This window comes from Microaerobacter geothermalis, assembly GCF_021608135.1.
Taxonomy (GTDB): domain Bacteria; phylum Bacillota; class Bacilli; order DSM-22679; family DSM-22679; genus Microaerobacter; species Microaerobacter geothermalis.
Genome location: NZ_JAKIHL010000016.1, coordinates 21,614 through 41,039, shown reverse-complemented (window position 1 = coordinate 41,039; position 19,426 = coordinate 21,614). Strand labels below are relative to the sequence as shown.

The following is a 19,426-nucleotide window of genomic DNA, read 5'->3' as shown; positions in this document are numbered from 1 at the left end:
GAAATTGTCGCCTGACAGGCAACATAAGAGGAGGCAACAGATGGGTAAATTAGACGCTAATCTGAAACAAAAAATCAAAGAACTAGCCTTTTCCGATGATTTTCTTCAGAAAAACAAAAAATATTCTGCAATCTATGAAAACCAAACTGAGGGCACAACTGTATTTGGGCACAGTTTGAGCAGTTTTCAAGTGAATGCCATCCAATCAAGACTCAGGACTGCACAGAACACCTTATCCCTGGGCAAATACATACGAAAATTAGCCGCTGATAAGGGACGGTTCCATTACAATGAGGCGTTTTTTGGACAGGCTCAAATCACCCGCCAATACTGGTCAAAACTGCTCAACGATAAATATGAAAGACCTTCGAAAGAGGTTATTTTGCGTATTGCCATTCTTTTCAGATGCGACTTGAAACAAACACATGAACTGTTGGCGAAAGCTGGGTATACCTTTTCCGATTGCGATCTAAGGGATCAGATTGTTTTGGGTTGCATCGAATTGGGCGTCTACGATTTCGCGGACATTGAAGAGTTGCTGGAAGATGAAGGATTATCCCTTTTTTGACGCCCTTTCGAAACCACCTGACTTATTGTCCACCTGACCTACTCCTGATGATCCCTCCGCCAAGAATCCCCCTTTTTTTCTCCCCATTGTTTGCTGTCCCCTGTTTTCTACATCACAAAGTTCATCGGCATCCAAGAATCTGTACCATCCCATTTTTACGATTCCTTCTCATCCCCTACTTTTATCCCGCATTTACTTGTTGAAAATAATTGAATTTGGCATGATACGAAAAATCCGATTTTGCATAAGAAATTCCATTCCTTTGTTTTAAGATGACCAGTTCAATAGGGCGAATGGGCTGGGCTTTTAATTGGTTCATATTTTCTCGACGTTTGGTCTCATCCGAAATGGTTGCAAGTTTATCCATACCCTTGAGTTGTAATGCCATGATCACATCGGCTGAATACTCTATGCCTCCCGACTCCTTAAAACTCTCAAAACCAGCGGTATGGTGATAATTCGTTCGATTAAACGATGATACGGCGATAACAGGAATGTCAAAATCTCGGCTGATTAGTTTTAATTGTGTTACATTGAAATCTACAGTCTGTTTGTCGCTTCGATTATTCGGGCTTTGCAAGATTTGCAGATAATCAATAAATACAACGAACTTTTCAAACCTCTGCTTGAACGTTTCCATCTGCTCTCTAATGGCTGATACATGTAAGCAACGACTGCTGTCCTCGATTCTCATTTTTTTTGCTGTGTTCCGATAGGACTCTATCGTGCTAAGCACAATCTCTTCGGGTACCTCCCCCTTTAAAAAATCAATAGCACTGTATGCTTGCCGATGATCACGAACAAACGATTGTCTGGAAAGACTCCTGCTTACCAGCTCTTTTTTGCTCATTTCCAACGTAATGAACATCACGGGAATGCCTTGACTTGCAATATAATCGGCGACCTGAAGGATAAACGATGTTTTCCCCAATGAGCTGACTGCACCCAGGACATACAAACCTGGAATAATTCCGCCCGAAAGTGATGCGTCCAAATCGGGAAATCCTGTGGATATTGGCACAGTAGGAGCATTCCTGATTTCCTTGCAATATATATCGAGATAAGATGCAACGCATTCATCGGAAGAAAATTCCCTTTCTTGAATTCCCTTTACTGTCGCCGTCAACAATTTCTCCAACCCCATCCGATCTTTTTGAAGATATTCATTCACATCTTTATAAGTTTCAGGAAGTTTGCAAATTTCAATGGATAAGCCAATTTTACGAAATCCTTCTTGAACCGTTTGCATCATGTTCTGACCAGCCATATCATTGTCTGGAACCAGAACAAAGGTTTTATCAATGCAAATATCGATCTGTTCTTCGAGAAGTGCGATCAATTTGTTGGCGTTGGTTACGCCATTTAATGCAATGCATGAATACCCGAATTCCTCAATAGACAACGCGTCAAATATGCCTTCCGTTATAAAGAGCAATTTGGTATCTGCTGATTTCAAATACCGATCATTGAACAGTTGTACTGGGATCTGAGGCAGATTAAACGTTTTGCTGGGTTTTGACTCAAAATATTGCGGAACACTGCTTTCATCTATCCTCGGGATAAAATAATGGCACTTCCCTTCTTCGTTCCAAACAGGCAAAAAATATTTGTACATTTGAAGAAAATTGCGGTGATTTTGAAAAAGTTGAAACTGCTGTTGTACTGCATTCAAGCCGTCCTCAGCAAATCCCAGTTTGTATTTTTTGATCGTTTGATCCGACAATCCACGTTCTTTAAAATACGTTGTTTGGGCAACGTTGGCATGCAACTGCTCTATCATTTCCGTAAAATCAAATTGTGGGATCTGGTTTTTCGTTTCTCCGTTTTCCTGGTGCGTTTGACGGCTTTTCTTGGCATAAACGCCAGAAGGCAGTTCCGCCCCCGCAAGATCCAGTATTTTTTTTATGGCTTCCTGTAGAGTTAATTTTTCATATTCCATGAGGAAATCAATGATCGTTCCCGATTTTCCGCAACCAGAAAAGGTGTGGTAAAAATTCTTTTCAGGCACAACGAAGAAATGATTCTTTTTGCCGCAGAAAGGGCAGGGGTCAAAAACATATGATTTAGATCGGCGTTTTGCTTTAACCCCCGTGGCATGTTCTATATAATCCATGAGGTCAATCTTTTGTTTGGCAAGTTCAATTGCGGTTTCGTGACTATTGACAGCCATTGCAATATTCCCCCTTTTTTCTTTTTCTTTTTCCCATTCTTTTTCCCAGGCGATTGGAGAATTTCGTTTATAACCCAGTTTTTCGTTTATAAACGAAAAAGTTAGGCTATAATTGTTCCCCTGCACAGGCAAGAGGGCTGACACTCTTGCCTGTGCATATTAACTTTCATTTAGATTTATTAAATATTATTAGGAGATTGAAAGGGCTGATTTGCCTTGTTACAACTGCACTGAACACATTGCTTTGCCTAGGTTAGTGTATGATTTTCCTGGTTTACCGTATGGTTTTGCCTGGTTTGGTGTATCCTTTTTCCTGGTTTGATGTATGATTTCAGCTGACCTTAGCATGTTCATGGCTTTCTAAATCTTGCCCATCGTTAATTGACTGCATCTTAAATTCGATGACAGATTCCATCATGTTGGTTGCTTCAAGGTTGATTTGATAACCTTCACCACTAAGAATGTGCAACGAACGCTCCAGCAATTGTGTGTAATATTGCTGACCTTGCTTTTTGTATTGTTCATCGGTAATTCCTAAATAATCTGCAATGGTTCCGATTTTTATTTTGTGAGTACCAAGTTTGTTCAATTGGGCAAACTTTAACGACAACAATCCTGCCATCCAATGATGTTTGGGATGATACTGGAAAAATCTTGTATTGAGATATGTGAACACGTTGGGCGTAAGATAATCAATAAAATCGCCCAATGTAACGCAAATTTCTTTTCCCTTTTTTTGATACCCCTTCAATAATGCTCCCGATGCAAGATAGGGTTTATTTTTCTTTTTTCCCGTAATTGAAATACGAATGGATTGCAACACTTCCAGGTCTTCTTGCAATCGGATCACATTTTCGGGTCGTCTGCGGATGCGTCGGACAGCAAAATACCGATTTTCATCCATGGTTATTGGAGAATTGCGGGAAGTTTTCCACAAGTGCAGTAAATAGATGAAAAGTTGAACTTGTGAAAAGCGAATCATTCCCGTAGCTTCCGTTATATCCATTAACCCCATTTTCCAAATATCCAGGCAAAGTTGATTCTCTCCGTGCAGATAACGAACCCACTCATTTGGATTATATGGATTGATCTGCCCATTTCTCAGTTTCATGATTCCTTCGCAAATGAACATCACGCAGTCATTTAATGGAATGGCCACATATTGTTGTGGTGCTCTATCCTTCTGCATTCAATCCACCCCCTCCGTCTGTTTGACCCTATCTTATTTCCTATCACATCTTCAGAAAACCGATTTTGTGTCGAACCACGTTCGAGCCCTGTCGAATCCCTTGATTTTATTGGTTTTTTGCCACTTGACATTGGACTGCCGTAAGACTTGACAAGCTGAAAAACGTTAAATTTAACGTGCGACATGTTCATATTTGATCCGACAAAAAAATGCGACCTGTTCCGATTAAGTCGCACAAAAACTGCATATGATCTAAAAACCATAAAATCTACCAAAAGGGGGAATGTGAATGCACAATCGATTTTTGATTGCCATCGACAGCGGGAAACATTCGACCAAAGCGATCATGAAAGAAGAGGAGGGCTTGCAGAGGGTCAAGTTTCGAACCCTTGTGGAAGAAGTCGAGGATTTCGGGGCTGATATCTCCCCTAATACCGATCTTGTGGAGTTCCAGGGGAAATCTTATTTGGTTGGTGAAATGTTGGATGAAAGCAAGATGGATTATCGGTTGACGAAACACAACCTTATTCACCAGATCTGCATCTACCTTGCGATTGCTAAGTTGTTGCAAAAATCCAAACGTTCCATCGCGTTCGCGAATATTTGCTTGGCGACCAATATACCATTAAGCCTTTATAGGAACGACAAACAGAAAAAAGCATACCAGGAATTTATTCAAAATAGCGGGGAACCGATTTGCAAGAAAGTGAACGGCAAAGCATTTGTTTTTCGGATTCACCAGATTTTCGTGCTCCCAGAAGGCATCGGTCCCGTTTACAGTAATATCAACGAATTTCGACATAAAAGGATTTTGATTATCGATATCGGTTCCTTGAATGTGAACTTTCAAGAATTCACGAACCTGATCCCTTCTTTCCAACAGATGATTACCGCTGACCTTGGAGTCAATCTGCTTCGAAGCAAAATTTCCGACACATTAACCAGCAGATACGGAACTACCATTTCAGACAATGATGTTGAGCGTTTATTTCGGGATAAATACTTGTTTCTTAATGGCGAAAAGCAGGAAGACAGCAAGGAAATCATTGACGGATTAATCGCCAATCATGTAAAGGAAATTTTCAATCACGCCAGAAGCAGGAAGATCTCATTCAACAATACGGAGGTTCACTTCGTCGGAGGAGGGTCTTTGTTGCTTAGGGATTTCATTCTCGATGAATATCCATCATCCATCATTCACACCGATGCCCAGTTTGCCAATACCCTAAGCTTCCTCAAAATATTGGAGGCCAAGCAAAATGGGTAATCGAATGAGGCTCTCGATTTCTTTCAAACAACAATACAGGCATATTTACGAACATTTGAAAACTGTCCCCAATAAAAGCGATTACATCGCACAAGCTTTGGAAACCTATTTGAACAATGAACGCACGGTTACCCATGATCAAATACGAGAAATAGTAATGGAAATCTTTCAGAAAAGTCCAGTTCCTTATGCAAATCAGTCAAATATCGAGCAAAGTGATTTTCTTTCCAAAGAAGATGCCGAACTCCTTAATCAATTGTTTTAATCTGAAAAAATCCTTTCGTCAGCAAAATCAAGGGTTGGGATTATCTTTATAGGGGAAAGGCGAATAAGGCAAAATAACGTAGAAAATTGCAACATCTGCAAAGTTTGATGATCCACTTGCAGGTGTTGCTTGCATTTAGTTTCGTTTTTCCCATCGGGGTAATGCAACCATAAAAGGATTGAAACACGACATAGGATTTTGCATCCACCCCATAGAAGGTTGAAGCGATACCGTAGGAATCAGCAAAAACGCAAAAGCATGTTCTACGATCATGCTTGAATCACACCAGAACAACGGGTTTTCATTATAGTTCATTGGATGAAATTGCATTTTTCACGGACAATAATGCAACCTTGAAGAGGTTTGATTCTTACTCATAACTTGATTAATTAACTTTTTTAGGAACAATAAGGCTACTCTAAAACAATTAGGAGTAGCCTTTTAATATACAAAGCTAAATTTTCATTGGCTCTTCTTTATATGAGTATTTCTTGTTGAAATGTTTCCCTTAATACCGATTGCACTAACAAGTCACTTTCATGCTTGGAAGTACTGATACAACGCTCTAATTCTTCACAAATACTGAATAACCTTTCTATCTTATCAACAATTCGTTTCTGCTCATTTGTGGGTGGCAATGGCATTAAAGTATTGATTATCTTTTCTTTCGATATGTTAGGTTGAGCACCACCAGCCCCTTGATTTTGGAAGAATTCTCGTCTTGACATTAAGTAATAAAAAAGGTATTTGTTATAAATTCCCGAAAATGGTGTACAGGCACAACAAGCTTGATTTGTCGCCGCCTCTATTCCTAAAATCCCCAATTTACCTATAGTAGCTCCATACATCGCAATTAAAACGTCTCCAGGTTTGTTCAACCTAATAGAGTTTTTTTCAAGTGCTAATTCGGTTATTTTTTCTTCAGAATCAAAAATGAAAGCATCATTTAATTCACCCGTTTTCAACCAAGGAATTGATCCATTGTAAAAAAGGGGATTATTCCGATTTGGTGTTGCTCCTGCTCCCCAACTACCTATTTCCCCTAACCTTACCCACTCCCACCCTTTCGGCAACTCATACGGAATCTCTTCAGGCGAGATCGGCGGCAACGGCTTCTCTTTCTTGATTTTCTTTTCTTTGATCAGCCGCTCTTTTTCTTCACGAATTCTCTTTAACAAATCCGCCGCGGGTTCGTCGTTGGGATCTTGTTCAACCAAATGACCTTGAATAGCTTTTTGTAAAATACTTTGACGTAAATTTTCCGTAAGCTGTTTTTGCTCCGTAAGAACCAAGTCAATATTGTTGATAATTTGAACCGCGTCTTGGATCTTCCTGATGATCTGAGCTTGTTCCGAAATATTAGGTAAAGAAATTTCGATTTGTAAAAATTTTGATTCGTTCAAACGAATTCTGTTGGTTGTTCCTGAACTCGCCTGTACACATTGTTCAATAAACCACTCAGATCTGCTCAACCATAACAAGTATTCTGGAAGAATTAAGTCCTTGTTAATGTCGAATGATAAAAAGTCCCCCGTTATGATAGCTCCATCTAATTCTTCGGGAATAAGACCTGAGGCCCCGTTTCTTGCATCAATCTTGGAAACTATAAACTGCCCAGATTTTACAATATACCTACTATCTGATTTAATTTCATGACCGTATACTTCATTACGTAATTGAACACCCTTACCCCACAAACGTACAGTCACTTGCTTGTATTTTTGATTATCCTCTATGCGAATTTGTTTCGTATTCCTCTTTAAAACATCGCCTAGTTTAACAACTTGATAAGTCTTCATTTTTAATACCCCAAAATTTTAATAAGTTCCCCAGTGAGTTGCTCGATCTTACGATTTCCTTGCTGGATTCTCTTCAAGATTTGAGAAACATCCAAATCAATGTCTTCCGCTGATTTATTCGGATTCTTCACATCAAGGTTATAATTGATGCTCCTGATTTCCTCTACAGTCACTTTCCAAGCGTATTCATTTTCAACACGATTTCCCCACCACTGCTTCTCCAGATCAAATTCCTCAATGCGGATCGGTTTTGTCTTGGAATAGGACTTCTGACCTTCGGGGTATGGATGCTCAAAGTACCAAATTTCCTTAGTCGGTTCACCCTTGGTAAAGAACAATAGATTGGTTCGAATACCCGTATACGGAGCAAAGACGCCATTAGGCAAGCGAACAATTGTATGTAAATTGCATTCACTGAGCAATTTTTCTTTAATGCGTGTTTTGACCCCTTCGCCAAAGAGAAAACCATCAGGCAATACAACAGCCGCACGTCCGCCATCTTTCAGTAAGGTTAAAATTAAAACCATAAAGAGATCAGCGGTCTCTTTCGTACGGAAACTGGCAGGGAAATTCGCCTGAATTCCGTCTTCTTCAATTCCCCCAAAAGGTGGATTGGTCAAGATTACGTCGACCTTATCCTTCATGCCGTAGTCACGCAACGGTCGGGATAGCGAATTGTCTCGGCGGATCTTGGGAATATCAATATCATGCAAAATTAAATTCGTCACACTGAGAATATGAGGCAACGGTTTTTTCTCTATACCCAATATAGACGATTGAACCAGTTGCCGATCTTCAACCGTTTTCGCTTGTTTCATCAAATGTTCCAATGCACAGGTCAGAAAACCCCCAGTGCCACAAGCAGGATCCAACACCTTCTCCCCCAATTGCGGATTGGTCATATCTACCATAAATTGTGTGACTGCACGAGGCGTATAGTATTCTCCTGCATTTCCTGCACTCTGGAGATCACGCAAAAAAGTCTCATAAAAGTCATTGAACAAATGGCGATCTTCGGAGCTGTTAAAGTCAATTTCGTTGATTTTGTTAATCACCTGACGCATCAGTGTTCCCGACTTCATGTAATTGTAGCTGTCCTGGAACACTTCTCTTACGAGGTAACCTCGGCTTCCTTCTTCAACATCCGAAAGTTCTTTTAAAGCGGGAAACAGCTCATTGTTTACGAATTCCAACAACTCGTCTCCTGTCATGCCCTCATCGTTTGCCGCCCAGTTACGCCAACGATACTTCTCTGGAATTGGCGAACGATACTCTTCATCTAAAAGCTCCAACTCTGCTTCTTTATCATCAAAGATTTTCAGGAAAATCATCCAGACAAGCTGAGCAATCCGTTGTGCATCGCCATCTACTCCAACGTCTTGCCGCATGATATCCTGAATCGATTTCACGATATTGGCTATTGTCATGTTGTTCCTCCTAGTAGCAAACTAAGCTGATGTGTAGATTTGTTGCTTCAACTCTTTTAACGCTTCCAAATACTTCTGCTTGCCCCCGAAAAATTTGACAATCTCAATAAGAGATCCGTACTGATCAAAGGGATGAAGTTTTAACACTTCCATGCTTTCAATATTTTCAATGCCTTCATCCGCATACTTGTCCAGCAAGGCTTCCAATACAGCCCTTGCTTTTTCTCCATATTTGGTAAAGTAATTCCGTTTTTTCACATTCATCGCCCGTTCTCGACGAGTGAGCGGCTTCATATCGAAGGCTACGTGACAGATGAGATCAAAAGGATCGAAGTATTTTCCCACTTCTTGCTGTAATTCATCCAGGAGCACACCCTGTTCAAGCAACTCTTCTATTATAGCATCCTTACGTTCGGCGGCGTTCCATTTTTGCAGAAACTCGTCAAGCGAGGCGTAATTTTGATTGACTCTTTTTTTGGTATAGTCCTTCAAAGACTCTGTGATCAACTTTCCTTCCTCATTGATGTATTGAACCCTCTCGTTGATCACTTTCACCTTGACATTATCGACGTAATACGTTCGCGATCGCTCGCGGATCACGTCATCTCCTTCGTATCCATCCTCCTTGTCACCGCCGTATAAGTCATCCGAGAAGCCTGCTTCTTCTTCATCGTCTTCTTCCACTACTTCTGGCGGAATGGAAGGATCCCCCTCTTTGGGTTCATAGATTTGTACAGGTTCTCCGTCAAACGCGGGGTCGGCAAACAAGTTGGTAACATTACGAAAATCGATGATGGTGAACGAATATTTGCCGTATTCTTCGTTTACACGAGTGCCCCGACCAATGATCTGTTTAAATTCTGTCATGGAATTAATGTTGGCATCCAGCACAATGAGCTTGCACGTTTGGACATCGACGCCAGTCGTTAACAACTTGGACGTCACTGCGATCACGGGGTATGTACTGGCTGGATCGATAAAGTTGTCCAGCTCCTCCTTCCCCTCCTCATTATCCCCCGTTATTCGTACAATGTATTTTGGATTTTGAGCCGCCAAATCGGCATTTTCGTTTACCAATGCCTGACGCATTCGTTCAGCATGCGGTATGTCTACACAAAAAACAATGGTTTTCTGAAAACGATCCGTTTTCTTTAGATACTCCGTGATTTTTTTGGCGACCAGGGCAGTACGTTCATCAATAATTAATGTGCGATCAAAGTCTTTGACGTTATAAATCCGATCTTCGATGATTTGTCCGTATTTATCTCTCTGTCCTTCTTCTGGCCGCCAGCCTTCCACGTCTTTATCAATGGTGTATCGAATGACCCGATAAGGAGCCAGGAATCCATCGTTGATCCCTTGTTTCAAACTGTATGTGTAAATTGGCTCCCCAAAGTAATGAATGTTCGAAACGTCTTTCGTTTCTTTAGGGGTTGCCGTGAGTCCAACCTGAGTCGCTGACGAGAAATATTCCAAAATCTCCCGCCATGCGGAATCTTCTTTGGCACTACCACGATGGCACTCATCCACGATAATCAGGTCAAAGAAATCAGGAGAAAATTCTTTGTAGATGTTTTTCCATTCCTCGGCACCCGACACTCCTTGGTACAGTGCTAAATAAATTTCATATGACTTATCCACCTTGCGATTCCTGATTTTGGTCATCTTATCGCCAAAATGCTTAAAATCATTTGCCATCGTCTGATCAACCAAGATGTTACGGTCGGCAAGAAACAGGATTCTTTTCTTCGTTCTGGACTTCCATAATCTCCAAATCAACTGAAAGGCAATGAGCGTTTTGCCCGTTCCCGTGGCAAGGACCAGCAGAAGTCGATTTTGTCCTTTGGCAATCGCTTCTACTGCACGATTAATGGCAATTCGTTGGTAGTAACGCGGCGTTTTTCCGCTTCCATCCGAAAAATAGTCTTGCGTAATGATTCTTTCCTGCTCTTCCGTAATGCCCTTCCATTGCTTATACCTTTCCCACAATTGTTCAGGAGACGGAAACTCATCAAGCCCAATTTCCCTTTCAACATAATCCGACATGCCTGTTCGATCGTGTTCTAAAAACGCTTTTCCGTTTGAACTGAAAACAAAGGGAATATCGAGGATATCGGCATATTGCAAAGCTTGTTGCATTCCGTCTCCAACGGAATGTGTGTCATCTTTTGCTTCGATAATGGCCAGCGGCAGGTTAGATTTGTAATAAAGAATATAGTCCGCTCGCTTCGCCTTTCTTCTGGTGTGCATCTTCCCTTTTACAATAATACGTCCCGCCGTAAATGTTACTTCTTCCCGAATTTGCTTATGTATATCCCATCCTGCCTTAATTAAAGCGGGAGTAATAAACTTTGTACAAATATCCCGTTCCGAATATTTGGGCATTACCATTACCCCCTTTTCGTGCCATAATTCCATTCGCCCAAGCGGTTGTTTCCATTAGTTACTACAATTTTACCAGAATTTTTGTGTCGTTCGTAGCTTGAAAGATACATCGAGGCACAAAGAACAGGACGGAAAGTCCTCCAAAAACAAAACCGCCACAAAGGCGGTTCAATGGACGGGTTTAGAAACGGTGGATAAGATACTCCGATATCCGTTCCTGTTGGGCTAAAAACGCCCGTTCATCCGTGACTTCTTCCAACAAAATCTCCGCCATTCTTGGGTCAATCATCGACGATCTCCACCAATCTTTGTCGATTTCCATGATTTGTTCAACAACCTGCCCCTGCGGACCTTGAATTCTTTTTTTTTCATAAGCCTCGCCAGGGAAATCATCTGGAAACTCCCCAATTGAACCTTGCAAGTATGGCGAGAAAAATTGGATCATCTTCAGCTGTTTTATCACTTCAGGGTGCAGTTCTACGCCGTAAACATTCACGTATTTCTGCGGATTGGCTTTCAGAAATGCTTTGACCGCAGACAGATGTGCTGTGTCAAAACGTTGAGCCGTCCAGACTACTATGCCCTCTTGCAAACTCTGCAAAATAGGCATGATTTTTTCTTTCAAATGTGCTACATCCGACTGTGTCAATTGGTTCTCTACAAAAACCTCTACCCGTTTGTCTCTGGAGACGGCATAAAAATCAATTTTCTTCCGACCATACGGAATTTCCAGTTCAATCTGTGCCAGGTCAACACCAAGAATCCCTTCCAACACTTCGGGATACTTCTTCAAGTACAAGTTAAAAATAAACTCTTTTTCCGAACGTTGTTTCGGCAATGTACTCCCACCTTTTCATCATGACTGAGAAGGGAGAGACATTCCCCGTCCCTCCCATCCGAAATGTTTTCAAACCGCGAGTTTGAATTGATCTACCAGCTCTGCCAAGACGAAAATGTCACGGACTTTCGTGTCCGAGTTCCAGTGGCACTGGGCAATGTGCTCGACAATTTTCAGCAGTTTCTCCTTTGCCTCCTTGCTCAGTTCTTCTCCATTGAGCAGAAATTCATGCTTGATCAGTAGTTCGGAAAAAGTGATTTTTTCAGAAGTCTGTGGCTCTTTGATGTTAATCGCCGCTAACAGTACCGAACTATTGATATCCAACACCCCTGCCAATCGCAATATAACGGAAATACTCGGGGATCTCCTTTCTCCCCTCTCGAGTCTGTTAATGTAAGAAGCCGACACTCCGCACAGATTTTCTAACTCCTTTAAAGAAAGATTTTTCAATTTCCTATAATGCTTCAACATAATCCCGAAATTGTCGGATACCGTGAGAGAGCCTTCTGCCTCCTCTTCCGTCTCATCCAACAAATCCACGTCTTTCAGCATGTCTTCATTCATGATACATTTCTCCTTCCATTCCATCTGATTCCCAGTCGGGAAACCTGTTATTTTGGGTATCGACATATTCTAAGCGTTGCCAGCCTTGTCAATCATGTCAGCCCCATAAGCCTCACACCGCCCTCTACCCTATATCGCACAACTCCTGAAACGCACACCTGCGGCAGATCGCCCGATTTTTCGTTTGTTCAAACCTCTCCATCTCCAGCGGCACATTTTGTTCTGGAACACGCAAGTAGGCCTTCATTTCCTTCACGCTGGTTTGAATCAACGACTGCACGTACTCCAGATCAGTTTGTCTAGGCGTGAAGGAAGTGTATTTCCCTTGTGCCAAATATTCATTCCGCAATTCCATTTGATCCAGCGTAGGGAGGTTAAACGCTTCTTTAAGGAATAAAGCATAAAGTAGCAACTGCACCCTGTCACTGGATGAGGGTTTCCCCGTTTTGAAATCGACGACAACAAATTTTCCGCTTTCCAGGTCTTGAAACACCAGATCCAAGACCACCCACGCTTTAACGCCTTCCATCTCAAATAATCGGAACCGCTCGTATGTGATCAGCTTAATCCTTTTTCCCTTTCCGTCAAAAATGTCCATGAATGTTTGACTTGACAGCAAATGGTTGGCAATGACGGTCATCCGCTCCCGATATTCTTCGATTTTATGTTCGGGAAGCTCTCCGTTGTAATACATTTCATGCAACATGTTGAAGTCACTGGGATGTTCATACCATTGCTCCTTTTTGTGTATGGATTCCCAATACGCCTTGTTCAACGCTTTTTGAACGGATGCATTAAATGCTTCGACGGTCATCTTTTGAGACACGTCAATCATCCGATGAATCTGGTTGTGTACCGAAATCCCGAACAATTGGTCAAGCGTAACAAGCCGCTTTAGGCGGTAGGCATGCCTGGAGAGATTGGACGCCTTACGCCGCCAGCCTCCCCAGGAGCTATAATAGGCATGGAAATACCATCGTTTGCAATTCAGAAACGTTTGGTTTCTTGTCCATGACCAACTTAGCTCTGGAAAGGGTTGAGCCGCATTCACAGTCAACCTACCTCCATCCACTCCAGCTCGATTGGCATTGAAAATGACCGTTCCAGTTTGTAGGTTTTATTGCGTCCATATATCCCCCGTTTTCGCTTCTCCACGCCAACCACCGTGATGAGAACAAGCCGATTTCCCATCCCATTGACAACGATTTCGATACCATTTTGCAGTCTCCACTTTGCGATCCCCTGGATTTTTGGCATCTCTTCTTTCAGGCAACTGGTTATGTCCTTGGGATCGAGATTCTGTTCTTTGCAACGTTTCAAAAAATGCCTGGTGCATTGGATCTCCATTCCGATCTCCCTCCATCGAATAAAGTTATGTTCTTAATTCGATTGAAAAAATTGAAGGGCATCGACTCCAACCATTCATGGAGTGATGCCCTTGGGAAAAACAAGTATTGAATTTGGCATTAGCAAAAATAATATTCGCATTTCTATCCGCTCCTCATCAGAACGAATGTTTGTATGATGTTTTAATATCAGTTTATCTGGCCTATTGCAGGTTTTCAACGCTTGCTTTTATTAAATTTTCCCGCCGAAGTTGCTTTGTAGGCAAAAAGTTTAAAGGGGAAAGGGAGTCTTATATACAATTTATCCACAAAACCGCCTGTTTATTTTGTGGATAATTTCTCCATGTTCCTGAGCTTGCATATCTTTTATGAAGGATCTGCATAAATTTTTAATATCCTTTTCATAAATTTTGCATACTTGTAGCCGTAATTTTGCCGAAATGTCCAATAAACTTATGAAGTTTATATAAAACTGTTCAATAATTGCTTCATACCTTTTATGCATTTATGGTCGCTTCCAAGTTGCTTTCTTCAGAGGCACTTGTGCGTAATTTCACCCCTCTTACAGGTCTGGTTACCATCCTCGATATTTCCATCTATTGATAAGTCCCGTCAACCTATATTTCCTAACCGTTTTTCAAATGGATCTGTCACCCAATATTTCAGTAGCACAATATCTTTCATTTAACCAGCAACCTCTCAATATTTTCACTATATATAGTGAGAACAAACGTTTGACACACAATATATAGTGTTATATAATCAAGTCAAATGATAAGATCTGGAAAGGGGGGTACTGAATGGCAACCAAAGGTCATAACAAAGTGTCTTCTGACAAGATGGCGGCACTAGCATCTAAGGTTTTGAAGAGTGACAGGTACAGTGATACAACCAAGAAGCTTGCTGGTTCTGTTTTGTCACAGTCAAAAAAAGGTAAAAACTAGATTTGAACATGGGGGTCTGCCTAATGGCTAAAGTGAAAATCAAACTTACGTCATCCATGTCAAAAGCCCGTATCAAAAGCGAACTCAACCGTGCCGTCAGAAAAATACATCAGGAACTGGAACGCGAAATCAAAAGAAAACTGAAGTAACTACTTGAAAACTTTCCTTCATAACACTCTCCTCCTCCAGATACCATCACGTATCTGGATTTTTTGCCCTGCTAGTCCCCTTGGCATGAACAACTCTGTTCATTATTGATAATTTCCAAGGCTTCTCTTGCCATTATTTTGTTCCTGTTCATCCCTGTGCAACCTTCAACCCTTTTCAACTATCAGGCAACTGTACCATCAGGTCGGGAAACAACCACGAGTTGTCTGTTTCCTGGTATGCCCCTTCATTTAGTACATACTTCCTAACCGTTGTTTCAAATGGATCTGCGATCCAATATTCAGGAACCTCACATCGGGCATATGTATCCTTCTTTTTGTCCAGCAGTTTGTCACGATGGCTTGGATTCGACACGATTTCAACCACCAAATCAGGCACGCCGCAAATCCTGTTTTTCTGGATGATTCCGCTTCTTGCTCTCTTTACGAAGACGATATCGGGAATGACCGCAACTTCCTTCTCCTCGATATAAACCAGCGTTCGCGGCAAAACCGTTCCCGACTGGTTCTCCCTGGCATAGCGAGTCAACTCAGTTAACAGGTGCACAAACGCCAAGTCTTTCAAACTCATGCCCTTCGATTCCTTTCAACTTTCATCCCTTAACAGCCTTTCAAGCTCGTTCCTTGATTCATTGGGGAGGATGTTGATCAGTTTTCTTAACCCGATTTGGCCGACCAGCATGAGAATGACTTTTTTTATTTCATCATCAGAGAAAAAAATCTCTCCACCTATCCATTCCCATCTTCCTTCGTTTGGAATCGATTCCTCAAACACCTGAAACGGAATTTTCTGCGGCTCAGCCTTAGGTATCATCTCCATGTATACTTTCCCCCTTTTGCATTTTAATTTAAGGATAAGCTGATCAAACAATCACCTTGTTCCCTTTATTTCCAGTATATCATCAGAGAAAAAAAGGAGCCGCATCGCTCCTCTTCACCTTTATACATCTTCCCGATGCCTTTCATAGGACTGTCTGATCAGAAACATCGCATAGTCAATTTCATCTAAAGAAGAAACCCCAAATTCAACGTCTCCGTTCCCCCAACGCCCGACGTTGCTCACATCCTTACAAATGCCTTTCGGATCCTGAATTTCATCGAAGGGCATATTTAAGCTTAACCGCAGTCTGCTTTTCTGCGGCACAATATCGACGAAATTTGTGGATGTTTTAAAAGCAATGTATAATTTTTTGAATTCCATGCGGACAGAACTGTCCAGGTTACAGATTCGTTTGCTCAATTCTTCGAATAACGCCAACATATCCCCCTGTAATTCAGGGTGATCGGCAATCGTATAAGTCACACTTTCATGTTCGGAGCCTTTCTTTCGGTATTTAGCCAGAATATCCTCAGAAAGCTGTGGATATTCCCACACTTTTAACGCCAAATTTGCAAGAAGCTCTGCACGTTTAAGGATTTCCTCCTCATTCCAAGTTTCAAGTTTGGCCAGTTCTCTGTTTAACCTCAACGGACTGTCGGCAAACCCGCCCTCCATATCCCGTTTTTCCTTAAACGGCCGATCACTGAGCTCGGAATTATATCGGGTCAATGTCAGATTGCCCAGCGTATGAAGATACGTTTTGTGCACTTCTTCCCAATTTGGCCCCAAATCCCGCCGCCATTCTGGAGACAAGTTTGGATTTTGCGGCATGATGTGTTCAATCGTATAGGCTTCGATATCAATAATCTCTTTCCGATTGAAATTTTCCAGCTTCCGAAGCAAGTAATTTCGATTACGGAAATTATACACATCCTTAATCATGAGTTCCCACCTGAACTCCTCATCGGTCGGAAACCGTTTATAGGAATCTTTGAGCAAAAACGCCGCCCGCACGCTTTCCAAATAATTTGCTTTGTCGATCTCTTTGCTGAGGGTCGCAAACGTTTTGTTCAATGAATTGGTGGGAACCCCGCAAACCGCTCGGCGGAAAACATACGCTTCAACAAGCTTTAGGATTTCGATAAATTCCGATTTGGATATCATTTGACGCTCGTAGTCGTCATATACCTCAAGCAAGAACGGATACGAGACATCGACTTTAAGCGTATTGATATCCGTCAGCACTTCATTGATTTCTTTATCTTTTTCCGTCTGGAAGGCGAGCTTCACAAAATATTGGGAATATCGATAAATGTCCTCGACAATTTGCTGGACACTCCGTTCACTGTGCTCAAATACATACGCCTTGAAACTGGAGTAAACTTCTTGAATGTTTGGAATTCGTCCTGTCTTCACCGTTAGGTAATCACGCATAAATCGGTCAAACAAAGCGGAATTTGTCAGATTCCCGAAGCTTTTTTCCATCGGATACCAGTATTCCCTGTACAGTTCCGCTTGCTCTTTTGGCTCCAGTTTCATCAAAACGAAGTTTCGGATCAAGTCGGCTTGCGACAGATCAAGCCCCGTTGAGTTCAGACTTTCAAAAATCAACTGCGGATTATCATGGTCGCGATCCAACGAAATATCTACAATAATCAGCTTGGAGATTCCCTGATACAGCTTGTTCAGATCGATACCGCTGTTTTTGATGGATTCCGCAAAAAAATGATAGTTCTCGTACACCCTCGGGGAGTATTCCTCGGGGAGTTTTTTGTCTAAAATCAAGTTGATCAGCGTGTCCTTATCGCTCTGCGTCAAGATGAGTTTGTGATACAGCTCCCCCTCTTCTTCGCTGTTGACCAGATAGTAATTCATGATCTTCTTTTTCGTAATTTCCAAGGTTTGTCCGCTCTCCTCAATGGCTTTGCCCAACGCGAGCAACAGTAACGTCAACGTGGTCAATCGTTGCTGTCCATCAATGACGAGCAGTTGCGGTACAGATGATACTTGATATAACCCTTGTTCGATATAGACAATCGAGCCAACAAAGTGGCCCTTGATCTTTTCGTCTTCCGCCGCTCTCACAATATCGTTCCAAAGCTGGCGACACTGCTTTATCGTCCAGCTATATTTTCGCTGATAAATCGGGATGATGAATTGTTTTGTGCCTTGCATAAATTTCAATAAATTGGTTTCTACCGCCTTCACTTGACCCTCTCCTCATAAAAGAATTCCTTTCAATCATTTTACGACGACCTGAGTACCTCTTCCAAGTCTTTGAAACTCCATGGTTTGGATCACTGTTTTTGTGGTCGAAGGTATCAGGTGCGGGTATGCCTGCTGGACGGTTGCGATATTAGATCTGCTTCCCTGAAAACAACCGAAAGATGGTCGCATTGGATTACGTTTGGGTTATTTTTCCCACGCCTTTCTCCAGATGGTGTTGTGTTCCAAACAAAATAGGGTTGATTTAAGAACTTCAAGGAAACGAATTATAGCAAAAAATATATAATTCTTGTTGTTTTTATATTTCTTATTTGGTAAGATAAAAACAAACGAAAGGAGAGATCAACTTGAGCCGATCCTATACCTATTTCTACTTTGACTTGAAACTCAAATCACCGAGTGAAACCGCTCTTGAAACAGGATTGGATCGCTATGCGGAAGACACCTATATGGCGGCTGAGTTTTTTAATCAACGTTTTCAGGGGATCAAGAAAATCACCATCCTTGAAGTAGAGGGGATTGCGGTTCGTTTAATGCTTGTCTATGAACGAAGCACTCCTGAAAAAGTAACCGCAAAAGAATTAACCGTTTTTAGCCGATACCTATACAATGAACGGGGTTGGGACAAGTTTACAAAAGAGCCGACAAAACTGTTTATCCCCACTAAAATTGTCCCTATGGAATGGCATGAAGCTCATTTTACCATTACTGCAGATTTTGAAAGAGATCCCGACGATGAACTAATTCAACGATATCCTTCTCTTTGGCCAGACTGGGCAGATTTCGGTTTTGAACCAGAAGATGACGTAGTGGTTAGTTGCGAGGAAGATGATGATCTTTCTTCATACGAAGAGGAATTGTCGGATGAACAATTGATCGCCGTCTTGAACAGTATCCTGGCGACACAAAACATGGGTTCCCACAAAGCAAAAGAAGCAAAGAAATCCGTCATTAAACAAATCAAAAAACTGATCACACCATGGGCCATTTATGGTTAACGATGGGAGGAGAAATGAATAATGCCCGCTGAAGCATCTTTGCAAGAATTGCAGTTGGTTTATTCTGTAATTCAATCCATGAAGGAGAGCCATCCACAGTTTTATGACAAATTGCTTATCCTGCTATACAAAACCGAGCGTTATAAAATTCCTTTCGGTTATTTATGTCAACAGATTAGGGGCGTAGAAATCAAGGAACGCTATTTGAACGGAATTCGACATCAAAGCAAACTCACGGAGATTCATCAAGACCTCTTTGTTTTAAAAACGGAATACTATGAAGGCTATCAACATTTTTCAAATCTCCTACATAAGCATAACTGGACGGGTTATAATAACATTTGTCGGATGATCCTTGGAGAAACGCCAGAGGATTTAAAGAAGGGAAAATGCGGATGAGTGAAAAATCAGTTTTATCAACGGGATAACGGTAAGAAAAAGAGGAGGAAATGT

General features: G+C 41.6%; 20 protein-coding genes. 7 read left to right on the top strand and 13 right to left on the bottom strand.

The features are described from left to right. The first annotated feature begins 40 nt into the window (after positions 1–40). The gene (locus L1765_RS07980) at positions 41–568 is read left to right on the top strand and encodes a hypothetical protein (RefSeq protein ID WP_236406181.1); all 528 of its coding nucleotides are present in this window, start codon (positions 41–43) and stop codon (positions 566–568) included. Here the strand turns inward: L1765_RS07980 and L1765_RS07975 are convergent. The 3 genes from L1765_RS07975 to L1765_RS07965 all read right to left on the bottom strand — a co-directional run bounded on the left by L1765_RS07975 (position 554) and on the right by L1765_RS07965 (position 3,927). Then, a complete protein-coding gene (locus L1765_RS07975; protein ID WP_236406180.1) occupies positions 554–721 on the bottom strand; it encodes a hypothetical protein in 168 nt (55 codons plus the stop codon). The two genes, L1765_RS07980 and L1765_RS07975, sit on opposite strands and share 15 nt — an antisense overlap. A 28-nt stretch (positions 722–749) precedes the next feature. Further along, positions 750–2,738, bottom strand: a complete 1,989-nt coding sequence (locus tag L1765_RS07970) for a DnaB-like helicase C-terminal domain-containing protein (protein ID WP_236406179.1) — start codon at positions 2,736–2,738, stop codon at positions 750–752. Positions 2,739–3,069: 331 nt separating this feature from the next. Further along, positions 3,070–3,927, bottom strand: a complete 858-nt coding sequence (locus L1765_RS07965) for a hypothetical protein (RefSeq protein ID WP_236406178.1) — start codon at positions 3,925–3,927, stop codon at positions 3,070–3,072. A gap of 289 nt (positions 3,928–4,216) precedes the next feature. Here L1765_RS07965 and L1765_RS07960 point away from each other — a divergent pair, with 289 nt between their 5' ends. Both L1765_RS07960 and L1765_RS07955 read left to right on the top strand, forming a co-directional pair. After that, a complete protein-coding gene (locus L1765_RS07960) occupies positions 4,217–5,194 on the top strand; it encodes a ParM/StbA family protein (protein WP_236406177.1) in 978 nt (325 codons plus the stop codon). Further along, the gene (locus tag L1765_RS07955) at positions 5,187–5,459 is read left to right on the top strand and encodes a hypothetical protein (protein ID WP_236406176.1); all 273 of its coding nucleotides are present in this window, start codon (positions 5,187–5,189) and stop codon (positions 5,457–5,459) included. The genes L1765_RS07960 and L1765_RS07955 overlap by 8 nt, the downstream gene beginning before the upstream one ends. Before the next feature lie 476 nt (positions 5,460–5,935). On the opposite strand, the gene L1765_RS07950 is transcribed toward L1765_RS07955, so the two are convergent. The 7 genes from L1765_RS07950 to L1765_RS07920 all read right to left on the bottom strand — a co-directional run bounded on the left by L1765_RS07950 (position 5,936) and on the right by L1765_RS07920 (position 13,819). Then, on the bottom strand, positions 5,936–7,258 hold the full coding sequence (locus L1765_RS07950; RefSeq protein ID WP_236406175.1) for a restriction endonuclease subunit S: 1,323 nt from the start codon (positions 7,256–7,258) through the stop codon (positions 5,936–5,938). A gap of 2 nt (positions 7,259–7,260) precedes the next feature. After that, positions 7,261–8,685: a type I restriction-modification system subunit M gene (locus tag L1765_RS07945; RefSeq protein ID WP_236406174.1), complete on the bottom strand. Its 1,425-nt coding sequence runs from the start codon at positions 8,683–8,685 to the stop codon at positions 7,261–7,263. A gap of 21 nt (positions 8,686–8,706) precedes the next feature. Continuing rightward, positions 8,707–11,070 (bottom strand): EcoAI/FtnUII family type I restriction enzme subunit R, encoded by a 2,364-nt coding sequence (hsdR, locus tag L1765_RS07940; protein WP_236406172.1) that lies wholly within the window; start codon positions 11,068–11,070, stop codon positions 8,707–8,709. Positions 11,071–11,251: 181 nt separating this feature from the next. Beyond that, positions 11,252–11,908, bottom strand: coding sequence for a hypothetical protein (locus L1765_RS07935; protein ID WP_236406171.1), 657 nt, complete (start codon positions 11,906–11,908; stop codon positions 11,252–11,254). 69 nt (positions 11,909–11,977) lie between these two features. Beyond that, entirely contained in the window at positions 11,978–12,472 is a 495-nt protein-coding gene (locus L1765_RS07930; RefSeq protein ID WP_236406170.1) for a helix-turn-helix domain-containing protein, read from the bottom strand. A 124-nt stretch (positions 12,473–12,596) separates the two neighbouring features. Next, positions 12,597–13,523: a PD-(D/E)XK nuclease family protein gene (locus L1765_RS07925; RefSeq protein WP_236406168.1), complete on the bottom strand. Its 927-nt coding sequence runs from the start codon at positions 13,521–13,523 to the stop codon at positions 12,597–12,599. 2 nt (positions 13,524–13,525) lie between these two features. After that, complete coding sequence (locus L1765_RS07920) at positions 13,526–13,819, bottom strand: hypothetical protein (protein ID WP_236406166.1); 294 nt, start codon at positions 13,817–13,819, stop codon at positions 13,526–13,528. A gap of 799 nt (positions 13,820–14,618) precedes the next feature. Here L1765_RS07920 and L1765_RS07915 point away from each other — a divergent pair. Together L1765_RS07915 and L1765_RS15945 are read left to right on the top strand one after the other, a co-directional pair. After that, positions 14,619–14,762, top strand: a complete 144-nt coding sequence (locus tag L1765_RS07915; RefSeq protein WP_236406164.1) for a hypothetical protein — start codon at positions 14,619–14,621, stop codon at positions 14,760–14,762. Between the two features lie 23 nt (positions 14,763–14,785). Then, positions 14,786–14,911 carry a hypothetical protein gene (locus L1765_RS15945; protein ID WP_268928778.1) on the top strand — a complete coding sequence of 42 codons (126 nt, stop codon included), beginning with the start codon at positions 14,786–14,788 and terminating at the stop codon, positions 14,909–14,911. Positions 14,912–15,086: 175 nt separating this feature from the next. Here the strand turns inward: L1765_RS15945 and L1765_RS07910 are convergent, their stop codons facing one another. The 3 genes from L1765_RS07910 to L1765_RS07900 form a co-directional block, all read right to left on the bottom strand. Next, positions 15,087–15,500, bottom strand: coding sequence for a Uma2 family endonuclease (locus L1765_RS07910; protein ID WP_236406162.1), 414 nt, complete (start codon positions 15,498–15,500; stop codon positions 15,087–15,089). 15 nt (positions 15,501–15,515) lie between these two features. Beyond that, positions 15,516–15,749: a hypothetical protein gene (locus tag L1765_RS07905; protein WP_236406160.1), complete on the bottom strand. Its 234-nt coding sequence runs from the start codon at positions 15,747–15,749 to the stop codon at positions 15,516–15,518. 120 nt (positions 15,750–15,869) lie between these two features. Continuing rightward, positions 15,870–17,957: a DUF262 and DUF1524 domain-containing protein gene (locus L1765_RS07900; protein ID WP_236406159.1), complete on the bottom strand. Its 2,088-nt coding sequence runs from the start codon at positions 17,955–17,957 to the stop codon at positions 15,870–15,872. A gap of 365 nt (positions 17,958–18,322) precedes the next feature. Between L1765_RS07900 and L1765_RS07895 the strand changes: the two genes are divergently transcribed. Together L1765_RS07895 and L1765_RS07890 are read left to right on the top strand one after the other, a co-directional pair. Next, entirely contained in the window at positions 18,323–18,973 is a 651-nt protein-coding gene (locus L1765_RS07895; protein ID WP_236406158.1) for a hypothetical protein, read from the top strand. 21 nt (positions 18,974–18,994) lie between these two features. After that, on the top strand, positions 18,995–19,372 hold the full coding sequence (locus L1765_RS07890; RefSeq protein WP_236406157.1) for a hypothetical protein: 378 nt from the start codon (positions 18,995–18,997) through the stop codon (positions 19,370–19,372). Positions 19,373–19,426 lie beyond the last annotated feature (54 nt).